The organism is Rania fehmarnensis (assembly GCF_056494185.1).
This window is the reverse complement of sequence record NZ_CM151398.1, coordinates 2,147,269-2,163,486: the sequence shown is the minus strand read 5'-3', so window position 1 is coordinate 2,163,486 and position 16,218 is coordinate 2,147,269. Positions and strand designations below refer to the sequence as shown.

13 protein-coding genes are annotated in these 16,218 nt (G+C 56.0%); 5 read left to right on the top strand and 8 right to left on the bottom strand.

Translation table 11 applies throughout. From position 1 onward, the window contains the following. Window positions 1-79 precede the first annotated feature (79 nt). Both SH573x_RS07075 and SH573x_RS07070 read left to right on the top strand, forming a co-directional pair. Window positions 80-1,030: a mechanosensitive ion channel family protein gene (locus SH573x_RS07075; RefSeq protein ID WP_479353670.1), complete on the top strand. Its 951-nt coding sequence runs from the start codon at window positions 80-82 to the stop codon at window positions 1,028-1,030. 505 nt (window positions 1,031-1,535) lie between these two features. Next, the gene (locus tag SH573x_RS07070) at window positions 1,536-2,699 is read left to right on the top strand and encodes a type III PLP-dependent enzyme (protein ID WP_479353668.1); all 1,164 of its coding nucleotides are present in this window, start codon (window positions 1,536-1,538) and stop codon (window positions 2,697-2,699) included. 328 nt (window positions 2,700-3,027) lie between these two features. Here SH573x_RS07070 and SH573x_RS07065 read toward each other — a convergent pair whose 3' ends face one another. From SH573x_RS07065 to SH573x_RS07055, 3 genes are all read right to left on the bottom strand, one after another. Then, window positions 3,028-4,389: an ABC transporter permease gene (locus tag SH573x_RS07065; protein WP_479353666.1), complete on the bottom strand. Its 1,362-nt coding sequence runs from the start codon at window positions 4,387-4,389 to the stop codon at window positions 3,028-3,030. 17 nt (window positions 4,390-4,406) lie between these two features. Continuing rightward, entirely contained in the window at window positions 4,407-5,306 is a 900-nt protein-coding gene (locus SH573x_RS07060; protein ID WP_479353665.1) for an ABC transporter ATP-binding protein, read from the bottom strand. Between the two features lie 112 nt (window positions 5,307-5,418). Beyond that, complete coding sequence (locus SH573x_RS07055; RefSeq protein ID WP_479353663.1) at window positions 5,419-6,132, bottom strand: DUF7577 domain-containing protein; 714 nt, start codon at window positions 6,130-6,132, stop codon at window positions 5,419-5,421. 203 nt (window positions 6,133-6,335) lie between these two features. On the opposite strand from SH573x_RS07055, the gene SH573x_RS07050 reads away from it, so the two are divergent. After that, window positions 6,336-8,165 carry a TIGR03960 family B12-binding radical SAM protein gene (locus SH573x_RS07050; RefSeq protein WP_479353661.1) on the top strand — a complete coding sequence of 610 codons (1,830 nt, stop codon included), beginning with the start codon at window positions 6,336-6,338 and terminating at the stop codon, window positions 8,163-8,165. A gap of 151 nt (window positions 8,166-8,316) precedes the next feature. Here the strand turns inward: SH573x_RS07050 and SH573x_RS07045 are convergent, their stop codons facing one another. Next, window positions 8,317-9,369 (bottom strand): lysylphosphatidylglycerol synthase transmembrane domain-containing protein, encoded by a 1,053-nt coding sequence (locus SH573x_RS07045; protein ID WP_479353659.1) that lies wholly within the window; start codon window positions 9,367-9,369, stop codon window positions 8,317-8,319. Window positions 9,370-9,652: 283 nt separating this feature from the next. Here SH573x_RS07045 and SH573x_RS07040 point away from each other — a divergent pair, with 283 nt between their 5' ends. Both SH573x_RS07040 and SH573x_RS07035 read left to right on the top strand, forming a co-directional pair. Continuing rightward, window positions 9,653-11,245, top strand: a complete 1,593-nt coding sequence (locus tag SH573x_RS07040) for an AI-2E family transporter (RefSeq protein WP_479353657.1) — start codon at window positions 9,653-9,655, stop codon at window positions 11,243-11,245. 6 nt (window positions 11,246-11,251) lie between these two features. Further along, entirely contained in the window at window positions 11,252-12,082 is an 831-nt protein-coding gene (locus tag SH573x_RS07035) for an Fpg/Nei family DNA glycosylase (protein WP_479353654.1), read from the top strand. Here SH573x_RS07035 and ccoS read toward each other — a convergent pair. Genes ccoS through SH573x_RS07015 form a run of 4 tightly spaced genes read right to left on the bottom strand, consistent with a single transcriptional unit; the run spans window position 12,051 to window position 16,173 of the window. Then, window positions 12,051-12,221 (bottom strand): cbb3-type cytochrome oxidase assembly protein CcoS, encoded by a 171-nt coding sequence (gene ccoS / locus SH573x_RS07030; RefSeq protein ID WP_479353652.1) that lies wholly within the window; start codon window positions 12,219-12,221, stop codon window positions 12,051-12,053. The two genes, SH573x_RS07035 and ccoS, sit on opposite strands and share 32 nt — an antisense overlap. After that, window positions 12,218-14,752, bottom strand: a complete 2,535-nt coding sequence (locus SH573x_RS07025; RefSeq protein ID WP_479353650.1) for a heavy metal translocating P-type ATPase — start codon at window positions 14,750-14,752, stop codon at window positions 12,218-12,220. The genes ccoS and SH573x_RS07025 overlap by 4 nt, the downstream gene beginning before the upstream one ends. 3 nt (window positions 14,753-14,755) lie before the next feature. Further along, window positions 14,756-15,628 (bottom strand): sulfite exporter TauE/SafE family protein, encoded by an 873-nt coding sequence (locus tag SH573x_RS07020; RefSeq protein WP_479353648.1) that lies wholly within the window; start codon window positions 15,626-15,628, stop codon window positions 14,756-14,758. Window positions 15,629-15,642: 14 nt separating this feature from the next. Beyond that, a complete protein-coding gene (locus SH573x_RS07015; protein WP_479353646.1) occupies window positions 15,643-16,173 on the bottom strand; it encodes a FixH family protein in 531 nt (176 codons plus the stop codon). Between the last annotated feature and the right edge of the window lie 45 nt (window positions 16,174-16,218).

The following is a 16,218-nucleotide window of genomic DNA, read 5'->3' as shown; positions in this document are numbered from 1 at the left end:
GCTTGAATGCTGCAGGACGCTATTTTGACGCCCGGTCTGCTGGAACGCTGAAGCTTGCAATGGAGGCACTGGTACGAGCATGGAATGGCTCCAAGGGTTGGTCGATCAACTGGGCAGTTGGATCAAGGATCCAGATGTCAGTTCGCATTTGATCCAGCAGTTGTTCAACGGTCTGCAAGCGCTGGGTCTGTTGCTGGGCACATACTTCGTAGCCAAGATGGTATCGCGGTCGGTTGCGGCCGCCATTTGCCGCCGAGTGGACGAAACGCTCGGCAAGTTCGTCGGCCGACTTAGCTACTACACGATACTGGTAGCCGGCATGTTGGGGATTCTGGCTACGTTCAAAATCAACGTTGCCGGCGCGATGGCGGTGCTGACAGCGGCTGGGTTCGCCATCGGTTTGGCGTTTCAAGGCACGCTCAGCAATTTTGCTTCCGGCGTACTACTGCTGGTGTTCCGGCCGTTCAAGGTTGGTGACATGGTGGTGGCAGCCGGCGTGACGGGCAAGATTAATGAAATCGATTTGTTCACCACGACCTTCGATACCCCGGACAATCGCCGGTTGATCGTACCCAACAGTGCGATCTCATCGGGCACGATCGAGAACATGACCTTCCATGCTCATCGGCGTGTCGACGTGACGGTCGGCGTGGCTTACGCAGCCAATTTGGATGCGACTCGAGCGGCCCTGACCGATGCGGTTGGCAAGCTGGCCGATCTCATGATTGCGGGGGACAAGCGCGGCTTCCAAGTACTCCTTGGACAGTTAGGTCCCAGCAGCGTTGACTGGACGATTCGCTTTTGGACGGCTACCGAAAATGTTTTTGTTACCCGCGAGCGTCTGACCCAGGAAATTAAGTTGGCGTTAAGTCGAGCTGGAATCGAGATTCCGTTCCCCCAAATGCAATTGCACCTGGCTGCTGAATCAATTCCACAAATTTCGAGCGAATCAGCGCCTTTAGTGGCCGAGGACGTAGCCAATATGCCTGTCCGGCCCCGGATGCGCAGGGCTGGAAGTGAGGCTGCGTGAAACGAATTTGGAAAAAATGGGCGATCACTGGTCGCTTAGGACTAGTGGGTTTGAAACTTTTTCAGTAAACATTTCCCTTCACGCAACGGAATTCCTCTTGTCGGGAGCCGGAGCGGACGAAAAATGATTCTCGAAAGTGTTTTTGTGGAACTGTCAGTACTAACCGGAGTCTAAGTATTTGTGCGTGCAGCGATGCACGCGGCGAATGGTTAATGGGCTGGACGACACTGGGTGTATCCTCCCCTCAAACATGCCAAAAGCCCGCAAGCGGTCCTGAATGCAGGGATCACGCGACAAGTAGCCAAAGGCGCAAGTGGACCTTCTAATAAAAGCGGTCCCGCCCAAGCCCTGTAAGCCACAGCGTGGTCAACTAAAAAACCTGCCAGGTCGCCTTCGATCAAGTGCGGTATTGCTGCATGAATGCGGCGAAGAATTGCCAAAGAGCGTCGGCTGACGGTTTCACGTTGGTTGTCGTTTATCTACGAAAGGGGTGCAATCCACCTGTATGCTCACCGAAACTATGGTGCCGCACACGACGCGGCAAGCTCAACCTGTGTTGTCTTTCGAGTTGGCACGTGAGTTGGGCGCGCGCTTCGGAACGCCGCTGCTTGTCGTGTCCCGTCCGAAACTCATCGAGACCTACAACAAGATGAGGGAGCACCTACCGGGCGTAGAAATGTTCTACGCCGCGAAGGCCAATCCTGATCACCACATACTTTCGACCCTATGCGAGCAAGGCTGCTCAGTTGACGTCTGCTCGTTCGGTGAGCTCCAAGCTGCGGTTCGCGCTGGCTTTTCGCCAGACCGCATGCTCCACACGCACCCATGCAAAACAGAGAGCAATCTCTTGGATTGCTACGAGTACGGTGTACGTTGGTTCGTGTACGACAACATGTTCGAACTGGACAAGATGGCTCGGCTAACTCCCGACGTCAACCTGCTCCTGCGTCTGGCTGTGTCGGCTTCCTCCAGCATGATCAACCTCTCAGCCAAGTTCGGCGCAGCCCTGCCTGATGCAGTCGGCCTGGTCCGTTCCGCTGTGCGGCGCGGCATGCGCGTTCGCGGCTTCTCGTTCCACGTCGGATCGCAGTGCCTCAATCCTGAAGACTATCGCATCGCCCTGCGGCGCATTCGCGAAGTTTGGGATCGCTGCGCTGATGACGGTATCGAACTGGAAGTGCTCGATATCGGTGGCGGCTTCCCCGCTCCGTATCGTACCGACGCTCCTTCAATCGAGAGCTTCTGCCAATCCATTCACAGTGGACTGGAAGATGTTTTCGGCGATCTGCCCATTCGCTTGATCGCTGAACCTGGTCGCGGCATGTGCGCCGAAAGCGTCTCGCTGATCACACGCGTGCTCGGCAAGAACACGCGCGGTGGACTGACCTGGTACATCATCGATGACGGCTTGTACGGATCGTTCTCAGGAAAAGTGTTCGATCATATCGACTACTCCATCCTGGCCGAAAACGCTGACCGACGCGAACTGTTCGAATGCGTCCTGGCAGGACCCACCTGCGATTCGAGCGACGTGGTGTCGCGCGATCAAATGATGCCTGACCTGGAAGTCGGCGAAATCCTGCTGGTCCCAACCATGGGCGCCTACACCTCAGCTTCGGCTTGCCCCTTCAACGGCTTGCCGGTTGCCAGCTCGATCGCCATCGACTGATACTGAAATCGCAAGTGAAGTTTGAAGTTCGAACTACGAACTTCGAAAATGCGAATTCGAAAAACAACCAAACGCGGCAGTCAAATCGACTGCCGCGTTTTCGTTTGATAACCGCCAAAGAACGGAAGGCACAGCGTTCGACGAGTTACAACGCGCTAAGCACCTCCACACGTCCCAGTGCTCAAAACGAAGCGGTTGATATTCGGGTTGTAGTTGACCCGGGCTAATGAAACCGAAGTTTCAAAACACCCTGAGATGGCTCATTGACCATCGAACCAACCCGTCACAGGCGGCACCCTGGCAGGCTGAATTGGACGTGTCGACGTGCTTAGCGAAGTCTGGCCAAGAACTGTGTCAGCGTTCGGGCAGAATCGGTGCGAAGCAAACTAGCTCGATAGATTCTGCCAGCACACATGACCACGATACACGTGGCTGCTACCAGCAGGCCTGCCGACAGGTACGGCTGCCACCAGGGTATCGTTTGACCGCTGGCCAGCCTCAGCATCATCATCAGCGGGGCCGACGGAGGAAACATGCTCATCCCCGTAGCCACCGCACCATTGGGTTCGCGCAACACGACGATCCAAATCATCAACGGTGCCAGCATCACCAACCAAATGGGCATCAGCACACTTTGCGCCTCTTTCAACTCGCTGATCGATGCACCCACGGTCAGGAAGATCGAGCTGAAGAACAGCACGCCCAGGAGTTGAAACGCGATGAACCAAGGCACAATCGACATCGGCAACTCCGCGCCCCAGCCGTTGCGCTGCATGACTACCCAGCCACCGATACCATAGATCGCAAAGATCATCAGCGAACCAGCCACATTGCCCAGCAGCTTGCCCGCCATCAATTCAGTCGGACTGACCGAACCCAGCAGCACTTCAGCGATGCGATGACTTTTTTCTTCCATGCCGCTTTCCAACATGGGCTGCGCAGCCAAAAAGATCACCATGAACATCAGCATCATGATCCCGAACGGCAAGAACAGCGCGACCAGCATGTCCGACTGACTCTTGCTCTTGCCTTCCGATTCGACCTTCACTGGCGCATTAGCGGCAAACTCGATCGGCCGACTGGCCTGACCTATAACTGCAGGATCCAAGCCTAGTTGACTGAGGCGTGTCACACGAACTTGTTCGCTGACGACCGCCGCAATCCACTGCCGAGCGGAACTGAGCAGTGCATCTTGGCTGAAGAACTTGGCCGGTTTGTCGGAAATAGCTTGTCCATCCATGACCTCAGCTGGTATTTCCACGAAAGCATACAGCTTGCCAGCGCGAATTTCGTCGCTAAGAGCCAAACGTTGTTGATTGGTCAACTCGGCGGCCGGAGCAGCCTCGATCTCATAGAAGTTCTCAGCGCCCGTCATACGATCGCGCGCCTTATCGGCCGCTTGCTCGACTTCGCTCTTGGATGCCGTCCCAGAGGCTTCCTCGGTTGTCTTGCGCATAACTGCGTTGCGACCTTCGGCAGCCGCTTTCAGCACCGGCAGCATTTGTCCCGTGCCATCGGCGATCACGATCCGCTGTGTTTGTCCGCCGCCCATTTGACTGAGTTTGGGCATCAGGAGCAAACCACCGAACATGAGTATCGGCATCATGATCAGCGTGACCAAGAACGCGCGCGTGGCCACCATGGCTGCATACTCGCGATGAGCAATAACCAGCAATTTGTACATGTTCATATTTCAGTTTTCAATGTTTAGTTTTCAGGTTCGTCTTTGACAATGCGTACGAAGATGTCATGCAGCGACGGTCGCACCGTTTCGAAGTGCTCCACATCAACTGCCTGAGACAATTGCCGCAGCACGTCGCGGCGACGACCGATGTCTTCTAACTGCAAGTCTTGGTAGACGCCGTGCGTTACGACCGACTTGACTCCCGAGATCGCTGCAGGCAGAGCCTGTCCGCCCGCGGCCCGGACCCGTACGATGTCGCCGCCATAACCCGACTTGATCTCTTCCAGCGTTCCATCGAGCACTTTTTTGCCACGATAAATCATTACCACGCGATCGCACATTTGCTCAGCCATATCCATATCGTGCGTGCTGAAGATGACCGTCGTGCCGCGATTTCGCAGAGCCAACACGCAATCACGCAAGACCTCCATGTTCACCGGATCCAGGCCACTAAATGGCTCATCTAAAATCACCAATTCCGGCTGGGCGATGACCGCGACGATAAACTGAATCTTCTGAGCCATGCCTTTGGATAATTGTTCGATGCGTTTTCGAGCCCACTCCGCCGCGCCCAACGATTCCAGTTGTTGATCGATAACAGCATCGGGTTTGGCAACACCTTTCAAGCGGGCAAAGTAACGCAAGACCTGGCGCACCGTCATGCGTCGATATAGGCCGCGCTCTTCCGGCAAGTAACCGATGCGTCGATCAGCCACTTTGCCCGCAGGCTCGCCCAAGACAACCACCTGTCCTGCGTCGGGTTGATAGATGCGCAAGATCATGCGCATCGTGGTGGTCTTGCCAGATCCATTGGGACCGATAAAGCCATAGATCGAGCCACTGGGCACAGCCAAGTCGAGTCGATTGACGGCCGTCTGTGCACCAAAGCGTTTGGTGACGCCGGTCAGTTCAAGCGCATGCATATTGTTCTCGGAAATTTCGTGGAGAGCGTCAGTTGCAGTTACGTTTTATGTCTGTAGAAGACGTGGGCGTGTTTATGTCGATTGTTTAATAACCGGGGCTAACGCTCTCGGTTTAGGTGGCGAAGCGCAGCCATATGATGCCGGCGATTATTAGGGCGCTCACATTGATGAACATGCTTATCCACCATTGGAACTTGGCTCGCTGCGATAGTTGGTTGGTTTGTCCCAGGGTGCCCAGCAAAATGAGCAGGGAATAGGTATGCAGTAGCGGGGGGAGGAACAGCAATCCGACGATGCTGGCTCGGAAGGCTCTTCGTATGGAATCTTCAGTTTCTTCCAGTGCATCAGCTTGAGCGTCGCTATTGTTGGTGGGCGCAGCCAACGGCGATAGCGGCGGCGCATAGGGATTTGGAGAGTCGCTGCTGGCAATCGCCTCAGTGCGTTTGAAATCTTCGCTGGTGTATGCTGGTATTGGCTGATTCTCGGGCGGTTCAGGGCGCCAATCGCTCCGCGGGCTGCCACATTTCCAACAAAAATCAAAACTCGGCTCGTTTTCCTCACGACACTGGGCACATGTCCAGGCGGTCTGCTGCGACGAATCCATTTCGTCCATAACCTGCCGAGCCTGGGCCAATTGCTCCTCAGGCACGCGGACCTGCACAGCCCCCATCGAGGTGTTGAAAGCAAAGTTATTCGAGGCGTGAATACCATCCAGTGCTACCGCAATCCCTTCGGCCTCCAACAGCAACTTGAGGTGCTCAGCTTCGAACGATGTCGTAAACGACGTCAGTAATTTCAGCTTGCCTGGCCCCGATTCGTTCAGCATGGAGCTACTCGCTCGAATTTACACAGTGGGTTATGTTAGTATTGGCAGGTGCGGCCTGGGTTTTCACCCTATAGCTTACACTGGTTGGAAGCAGCCAATTGTGGGATACACAGGCTGGAAGCCTGTACCACAGCCTATGCCACAGACTACACAGGCTGGAAGCCTATGCCACAGCCAATTTACTTCGGAGATTTCAACTCGCAATGAATAATTCCATCAAGGAAGTCCTAGAACGCCATATCCTGGCGAAGGTCAAAATGCCCGGTCAGTATGTGGGCGGCGAGCGAAATATTGTGCGCAAGAACCATCACGAAGTTCTTGGCAAACTGTGCCTGGCTTTTCCCGATGCATACACGATCGGTATGAGTCACCATGGACTGCAGGTGTTGTATTCACTCATGAACAGTCGTCCAGACTGGCTGGCCGAGCGAGCCTTTACGCCGTGGCCCGACATGGAGGAGTTGCTGCGCGAGTATCGAGTGCCGCTGTATAGTCTGGAGACCTACACGCCGCTATGCGATTTCGATGTCATCGGATTTTCGCTGCAATACGAAATCTCTTCGCCCAACGTCTTGACCATGCTCGATCTGGGCGGTATCCCGCTGCGCGGTCATGCGCGGACCATGGCCGATCCGCTGGTCCTAGCCGGTGGTCCATGCACTCAGAACCCAGAAACGATGGCTGAGTTTGTTGACGTGTTCGTCATGGGCGATGGCGAGCCAGCGTTACCGGTTATCTGCGATACCTGGTTAGCGCTGCGCAATGCTGCTCGCGAAGGGCATGGATTCTTACAAGGTGAAGCGGGCAAACAGCAGCGAGATCAAGCGCTGGCTGAGCTGGCCAAACAATTGCCATACGCATACGTACCACGTTTCTATCAGCCTGAATATGCCAATGGCCGCATCGTGGCTCTCAATCGCTTGCGCAGCGATGTGCCCGAAACGATTCAGCCTTCGGTCATCCAAGACCTGGAAGCGATTCCGCTGCCAACCAGTCCGGTCGTGCCGTATGTTGAATGCGTCCATGATCGCATCGCCATCGAGATCATGCGCGGGTGCCCATGGCAATGTCGCTTCTGTCAAAGCACGGTCATCAAGCGGCCCCTGCGTTTCCGTTCTGTTGACACCATTATCAATGCGGCGATGGAAAGTTATCGCTCCACCGGTTTCAACGAGATCAGCTTGCTGTCGTTGTCGACCAGCGATTATCCACACTTTCCGGAACTCATCACCCGGATGAAAGAGACCTTCAATCCGCTGGGCGTGAACATCTCGATCCCGAGCCTGCGTGTCAATGAACAGCTGCGGTCGATTGCCGAATTGATTGGCAATGATCGTCGCGCCGGTTTGACGCTGGCTCCCGAAGTGGCTCGCGATGATATGCGCGAGCAAATTCGCAAGAAGATTAAGAACGATGACTTGTACGAAGGCTGCCGCGTTGCCTTCCGCAACAACTATGAAAGCGTGAAACTGTACTTCCTCTGCGGCTTGCCTGGCGAGCGGCCCGTGGATCTCGAAGGCATCGTGCATATGGCCGAGACGATCGCGCGGATCGGCAAAGAAGAGAAGGGCCGCTATCCGAAAGTCACGGCCAGCGTTTCAAACTTTGTGCCCAAAGCGCATACACCCTATCAATGGAACGGCATGCAGCGCCGCGAGTATTTCCAATGGGCACACAGCTATCTCTGGAAGTGCCGACAAATTCGCGCCATCAACATCAAGTGCCATGACATCGAGACTAGCTTGCTGGAAGGTGTCATCAGTCGTGGCGACCGCCGCACTTGCGATGCGATCGAACTAGCCTGGCGAAGAGGAGCACGCATGGACGGTTGGAATGAAATGCTCAAGCCCGATCGTTGGTGGCAAGCCCTGGCTGACTGCAACATCGACATCGAACGTCAATTGCACGAACCCTACGAAGTCATGGCCAAGTTGCCTTGGGACCACGTCAACGTCAAATACGGCCGCGATTACCTGGTCAAAGAACAGAACCGCTCCGTCGTGCAATTGGCCGCCATGGCCGATGCCAAATAAGTGTTCAGCGTAGCGGAAGCCGTCAAGGCTTTCGATGTTCGGAGGTTTGGTAGCGGAAGCCGTCAAGGCTTTCGAAAGTGATTGAACGCGCCGAATCGAAATGCTTGACGCATTCCGCTACAACCCAACTCGAAATGCTTGACGCATTCCGCTACGGGTTGGAGCGGCGGCCGTAGCGCGACCAGAGTCCAACTGCCATCAACAACTCGGCTAGCAACCACACGATGCGAATCCAGATGGCTGCGGCGAGGGCAGCTACTGGTCCGACTATCGGTGTGAGCATGGTGGACAAAACGACTTCGCGCACACCCGCACCACCGGGCAAGAACGAAACAAAGCCGAGCACCACAGCCATCGCGCAGGCTCCTAGCGAACTCAGGGCCAGCGCCATCCAAGACACTTCAGCAAACTCAGTTGTGGCCAGGCCTCGCAGAATGAAGTAGAGACTGGCTCCATTGGCCAACCATGTCACGATCATGGCCAGCCAACCTTGAACGAGCATGCTCCAATCAATCCTGGCCAACCAATCATCCATCATATGTGGCTCGATCCCACGCTGTGTTTTGCGCAGCACCTGTCGCAGAATCGGCGGCAGCGTCGGTACAAAAGTGACCACCATCAGTGCCAGAGCCAGGAGCGTCCAGCGGTAGTCCAGTTGCAACACCAACAAGCACAGCGCCGCCAAGGCACTGCCGACGGCCATCATGGTGAGAGTTTCCAGAAAGATGGTCAACGTCGTCGCGACCTTCAACACGCCCCAGGGCGCCAACACGCCCACGCGCAAGATAATCACCATGGCTTTCCCGGGAAAGTACTTGCCCAAATGTCCCAGGCAATAGGCATACAGGGTGCGTCCGCGCGGAACAGGCTGCGAAAGGCGGAGCAGACTTTCACGCCAGAACCAACCGGCCGGCAACATGCCCGCAGCATATACCAGCCCAGCTGCCAACAACCACAGAGGTGAAGCCTGCCAGAAATTTCGTGCGCGACGCCGAGTCTCCTCAGCCTGCTGCAGTAATTGTTGTCGCTCTAACTGGCTCGTTGATTCAGTAGCTTGTGCCTGCAACGCTTCCGCTTCTTGCTCCAGCTGAGTCTGCTGTTGACCGAGTTGGCTGGCTGCTTTCTGGGCGGTATGACTGATTCCCCAAACGACTAGCAGCAGTGCGACCACTTGAGCTGTCCAACGAATCACACGCTTGTTCAAGACCTTCTAACTCCCCGTATCAATCTCCCCGTAGCCGAAGTCGCCAGACTTTGGACGCACTACCACAAATCATTCCAATCTCACCGTAGCCGAAGTCGCCAGACTTTGGACGCGCTACTATCAACTCCTCCAATCTCTGGCGAGATCGGCTACAGGCTTCCAATCTCTGGCGAGATCGGCTACGAAATTCGGGATGGGGAGGGCAAATCGACCTCCGGCGGAATATCGGTTATAAACTAAGTGGCTAAATTAAACATTGGGCGGGGAATTCGCAGGAAAACTTATGTCGAGATTGATGTCGCTGATCGCGCTGATTGCGGTCATCGTGGTGATTGGGCTGCTGTTCTACAAGGTTATGGTGGGCTTCTTTGTGCCCGTCTTTTTGGCGGCAGTCTTAGTCGTGGTCTTTCGACCGCTGCATTTGTACATGCTCAAGCGGACTGGCGACAGACCCAAGGTTGCCGCCGCGGCCACCACCTGCTTGATCATGCTGTCGGTACTCTTGCCGTTTGCCCTGATCGGCAGTGCAGCTGCCCTGCAAGGCGTGGGTCTGGTCCAAGACCTCAACGAAGGCAGCGTGCGTGTGGCTTTGGTCAAGCTGCAGCATCATCTCGGTTTAGAAGTCGACTACAAACCGCAGATGGATCGCATCCAGACGGATCTGGAAAACCTACTGCATGCAACCGAAGTCGATGTGGGTGCCTTTCGCGTATCTGGCCCGATCCTGGTGGAGGATGTCGATCAACCTCCGCCCGTGCCGCGCGATGTGGCTCGCTTGGGAAACAAACTGGCCGATGCCTTCGACGCTCTGCGCACCACGATCGAAGAAGACAAGACCCTCGGTCAGAAACCACTCTGGGCTGAAAAACTGACGGCACTGGCGACCGACGCTCGCACGTTCGGTCAGCATAGCGAAGACGAAGATACCAGTTACCTCGATTCGGCCAAACGCCTCGCTTCGCGATTCCGCTTGCTGCGCGAAGAGATTCTGGGTGGTATCTATTTGACAGCTCTCAAAGATCTGGCCAACCCGACCAAAGAGCAACTGGCCGCTGTCAGCCAACAGGTCAAGGACTACATCCAACCGCGTTTGCTGTCGTTGACCAGTGCCACGGTGGGTTTCACCGTACGCCTCATTATTGGTACAGCGATTCTGATCGTGTGCGTGTTCTTCTTTCTCTATGATGGACCGGGCATGGTCACGACGATCATGGCGCTGATCCCACTGGACGATCGATACGAAGCCGAACTGCTGATGGAGTTTGATCGCGTCAGCCGGGCGGTGGTCTTGGCAACGGTCTTCTCGGCTATCTCGCAGGGGGCCGCTGCGGGCCTGGGTTATTATGTAGCTGGGCTGCCTAGCTTGGTTTTGTTGATCATGCTCACCACCATGTTCGCGATGATCCCCTTTGTGGGACCAGCCATTGTGTGGGTACCAGCTTGTTTGTACCTGGCGTTCTATGAAAATCGCATCATCGCGGCTGGATCGTTGGCCCTATGGGGTGTGTTAGTCGTTGGTACCGTCGATAACTTTGTCAAAGCCGGCGTCTTGCACGGCCAATCGCAGTTGCATCCACTGCTGGCTTTGCTGAGCGTCTTGGGTGGTGTCCAAGCTCTTGGTCCCATCGGTATCGTAGTGGGACCGATGGCGGTTGTATTGCTGCAAACCTCGCTCAGCATCTTGCAGCGCGAGATGGTTCATTTCGAAGATCATGGATTCTTATCTGGCTTGCGCAAGGAAGATTCACGCCGCTTTCGGTTGCGGCGTCGTCGCAAGTTGCGTGAACCCAAAGTCAGTGACGTTCCTGCCGTGGAAACTCCAGCCCTGGCCGTTGATCCGCCAGCCCAGGTCGACGTACCTAAGTCCGAAATTTAAAGTCTCATGCCTGAGCTGCCCGAAGTTGAAACGATGTGCCGCGGTGCGTATCCGACGATCGGTGGACGCATCGTGCGCGTGGTGGATCCCAAGTGCAGCTATCGACCCATCGCTTGCGATCCCTCGCTGCGATCGATCTCGATGCGCTTGCGTGGCCAGACCATCACGGGCATCTCGCGCATCGGCAAACGCGTGATCATCGAAGCCGACCCCTGGGCACTCGTCTTGCAACCCAAGATGACCGGCCTGGTGGCGATCGACCAACCACCGGGCAGGGAACATGTGCGATTGATCTTAGAGCTCGAGAACTGCGCCGCCCCCAAGTTAACCTTCTGGGATCGTCGCGGCTTGGGCACTATCCAGTTGCTGCCTTTGTCGGATGTTACAACGCGACTGGTCGAGGGCAAACTCGGCCCCGATGCCTTGGTGATCACCGCAGCGGATTTCACCGGGCGATTGTCCGCCAGTAAGCGACCAATCAAAGTCGCTCTGCTCGATCAGAAGATACTAGCTGGCGTCGGCAATTTATATGCTTCGGAGATGTTGCACGCCGCTGGCATTGATCCTCAAACAAGTGCAGCACACATTGATGCGCGTCGCTACAAAGTGCTCCATCAGCATATGCTCAGAATACTCAACGAGGCGATTCGCTATGAAGGATCGACCCTTAGCGATGGCACTTATCGCAACGCACTCAATCAAGCCGGCGGTTACCAGAACGAGCACAAAGTCTATGATCGCGCTGGTCAAGCATGCCCAACTTGCGGGCGGGGCGTGATCGTGCGCATCGTGCAGGCGCAACGAGCTACGTTTTACTGCGCGAGTTGCCAGAGGTAGCCTGGTCGTCGGTCAGCACACGCCACTTGGGCGTCTCCATATCATCGAACTGACCGCCACGCGTCGCCCAAATAAATGCCGCCACTGCACTACCGCCCAGCAGTAATGCGACTGGCAGGGCTACAAACAAGACGCTCATCGTATTGCCTCAACGGCTTTCTCTGGATTCGATACAGGATTCGATTCTGGAAGCGCTGAACTGCCCATGTGACTAATCAGTGTTACGGCTACCACGGTCAAACTGCTGACTGGCATCAGCAACGCAGCCACCAGTGGATGGAGCCAACCGATAGCCGCTAGCGAGACGCTTACAAAATTATACATCAGCGAAGCCACTGAGTTGCGGCGAATGATATTCAGTGTCCGCTGCGAAGAACGGATGATCTCTTCGATACCCAATAGAGAACCGCTGGCCAGGTACACATCAGCCGCTTGCAAACTAGCTTCGGCACCACCACGCACAGCGATGCCCACATCGGCCGCAGCTAATGCAGCTGCATCGTTCACACCGTCGCCGACCATTACCACCGGCTGGCCGGACTGTTGGCATTGGCGAATAAATTGCAGTTTGCCTTCCGGCGACACTCCACCATGAATCGCTTCAGCGCTAAAACCCAACTGCTGGCCCACATGCAGGGCCACGCGCGGATGATCACCGCTGAGCAAATGAACTTGCCAGCCCTGCCTGGTCAAACGTTCGAGCACAGACTTGGCTTCGGGTCGCAAGGTATCGCCAATCGCCGCAACCGCCGCGACCTTTCCATCGATGCACACGAGCAAGGGACTTTGACCGGCAGCTACGATCGACTTGACTTCGTTATCAACTTCGGCCGCAATAGAACCGTGATGCTCCAGAATCAATTGCGTATTGCCCACGGCAATTTGCACTCCATCCACCAAGGCCGTGACACCGCTGCCCAAATGGCTTTGAGCATTCTGGATATCCAGTTCAGTAGTCAACTGTTGGTCACTGGCAAACTGCCGAAGCGCATCGGCAATTGGGTGGTGTACCGTGCCTTCGGCTGCAGCAGCCAAAGCCAGCGAGCGTTGATCGCCGTTCCAACTGATAATCGATAACTTACCGGTAGTTAACGTGCCGGTTTTGTCCAAGACCAGAATACCGGGCTTGGCAAGTCGTTGCAGTGGGCTGCCGCCTTTGATGAGCACATTCTTGCGGGCCGAGCGGCCAAGCGCAACAGCGACGGCCAGCGGCGTAGCCAATCCCAAGGCACATGGGCAGGCCACGATCAATACCGCAATCACGCGATCGCTCCAAACCTGGCGATCGATGAACCACCATGTGACGCCGATGACAACCGCCAGGCATAAGACCACGCTCACGAAAATTCCGCTAATGCGGTTAGCCCATTCGACGATAGGTGTCTTGTGAATGCCAGCTCGCTCTACGGCTGTTAAGAGTTGAGCCAGACGAGTTTCAGGGCCGACTTGCTCGGCCGCAATGCGCAAGGTACTTGTGCGATTGAGCGTTCCGGCCGTAACGCGCTGGCCAACTTCGACCGCCTGGGGTAGCGACTCGCCGGTCAATAGTGATGCATCGATTTCGCTCTTGCCCATGACGATCACACCATCGACGGGCAGGGTTTGACCGGCGCGAACTTCGACTGTATCGCCGGGTTGGATCGTTTCGATCGAAACCGTTTCGACCAAGCCGTTGCGCACGCGGAGCGCGGTGCCGGGAGTCAGTTGCTGCAAGAGGTCAACCGCTTCGCAGGCCGATCGTTGTTGCCAGGCTTGCAAAGCGCGGCCGATCAACAACAAAAAGACCAACATCGACAGCGAGTCATAATACAGTTCGCCATGGCCTGCCAAAGTATTCCACACGCCGCTGCCTGCCCCCACACCCAAGCCCAGGGCCACCGGCAGATCCATATGAGGCGTGCGCGTCTTGATGGCAAACCAAGCCCCGCGAAAGAAAACTGCTCCAGGCCCCAGCAGTGATACCAGCCCTATGGCCGTGCAAGCGAAACGCAGCAACTGCAGATGCTCGGCGGCCATGCCGGTCCACTCGCCCAAGTAAATTCCCAAGGCGATCAACATTACGTTGCCCGAACACGCGCCGGCGATGGCAATTTGAATCAGCTGCTGACGCACGAGTTGCTTTTGCTCGATCGCTTTGCGCGAGCTGATCAGCGGCATCGCGCGATAACCCAGCTTGGCAATCTGCTGCGCGATTTGCGACAGCTTTACATGGTCCGGCAGCCACACTAATTCAATCGTGGCTTTCGCCAGATTGACCCGCGCATCGACCAGGCCAGCCTGTAACTGTGGCAAACGCTCTAGCAACCAAACGCAAGCGGCACAATGAATGCCGTGCAGTCGCAGGGTGGTTTGCGATCGACCACCAGCCAACTGTTGTACATGCTGCTCGCTAAACCGCGGCGCGTCCAAGTCGACAAAGCTGTGACTGGCCAGCTCGGGATCGATAGCTGATTCGGGTTGCGTGCTGAACCGGCGGCGCATTTCATAGTATTCGTCGAGACCTTCACCGGCGATTAAGTTGTAAGCGGCATGGCAACCGCTGCAACAAAAACGCTGGTCGGCATCGTGCGACTGGGCCGATACCGGTAAACCACAGTGCAAACACTCATGCGCGCTCGCTGGCGCGAATGATGTGGAAATGGGCGATTGGGGCACGATGGTGGCTGACATGCTTCAGTTCTCAATCTCGCCCGAGGTCGCATCTTGGATGTCGACGCCCGCAGTTGGATTGGTGGGCTCGGCTTGTTTGTTCTTCAGCGCTTCTTCCCTCGCCAGGCAACACGGTAGTTTTTCGTGCTCGATATCTTGGACTTGGGCCGTCAGTTGAACTTCCGTCGCAGGTTTGGCAGCCGTCATCATCGGTGCCAGGTCGATCGCAGCGCGATCCAGCAAGGTGACCGAGCCTACGATGGTTACCAATATGGCTGAACACCAGGGAATCAAATTGCGATGGCGACCGATCAGCAACGTCATGCTGAACGCCAGTCCGGCCAAGGCGGGCACCGATCCCAAGGCAAACACAGCCATCACCGTCGCGCCGCTAAGCGGCGAAGCGGTACCGGCAGCCACAATCAAAAATGCCATTAACCAACCACACGGCAAGATAGCAGTCAGCAGACCAATGACCGAAGCTCGCACCAGCGGCGATTGTTTGCGCGCCCATTGATGTCCATGCGCCAGGCGTTTCTGTAACCAGGCGGGTAGCCAGGCGCTGTGCATGGTGCCACTGGCCAGGCGCGTGATCGACAGCAATCCAATCACCAACATGCTGCCACCGGCCAGTCGAGCAGCCAGGCGTTGCAACCCCAGTAGCGAACCAGTCTCTTGAATACCAGCCCCGATCAGCCCCACTAACGCTCCGGCCAAGGCATAAGCCAGTACACGACTGCCATGATACGCAGTGACTGCGGCAATGTTCACGCTGCGCTGATTTTTGCGACCAGTGGCATGACTGCTGGCCAGCATGGCTAGAGGCCCACACATGCCGACGCAATGCAACGAGCCAAACAGGCTGGCGATAAATACGGTACCAACTAGCGGTAGCATGGATGCACCTGGGGTTACCGGGCTAATTCGAACTCAATGGTTTCTTCAACATGCTGATCTTCGCGATCCAAGGTGATTTCTAATTGCCAGGTACCGGCGCGAGCCATTTGGACCTGGGCAATATACGATCCGCTGTCTCTCTCTTCCAAAGGCACAGTATGCACTTCTTTGCCACGCGTGTGGTGGTAGAGACGCAGTTGGCCGCGCGCCCCGGCAACTGGACGAGCATCGCGATCACGCAGAAACAAGATTAACTCGCGCGAACCAGTAACATCCGTGGCTGGAGCAGGTACCACGGCAATCGTCCACCCAACAGCTTTGCTCGCCCGCGCGACTTCGAGATGTTTATCCCACTGCAATGCCTTCTCGTGGTAGTCAGGCACAACTGCCATCGTAGGATCGGATACGGCCAGGTAGGCGGCATAGATCCACATGCCCACACTACCGCCCAGCAGCAGCAGGATAAACGAACTCCATTGTAAACAGGCGAGCCGTTCGGCCCGGACGGCTCGCCGTGTATCATCAGCAGTCAGTTGCACATTCATTATAATCTCGCTTTGCGCGTCGGAAGCAATGAATCGCAGCATCAC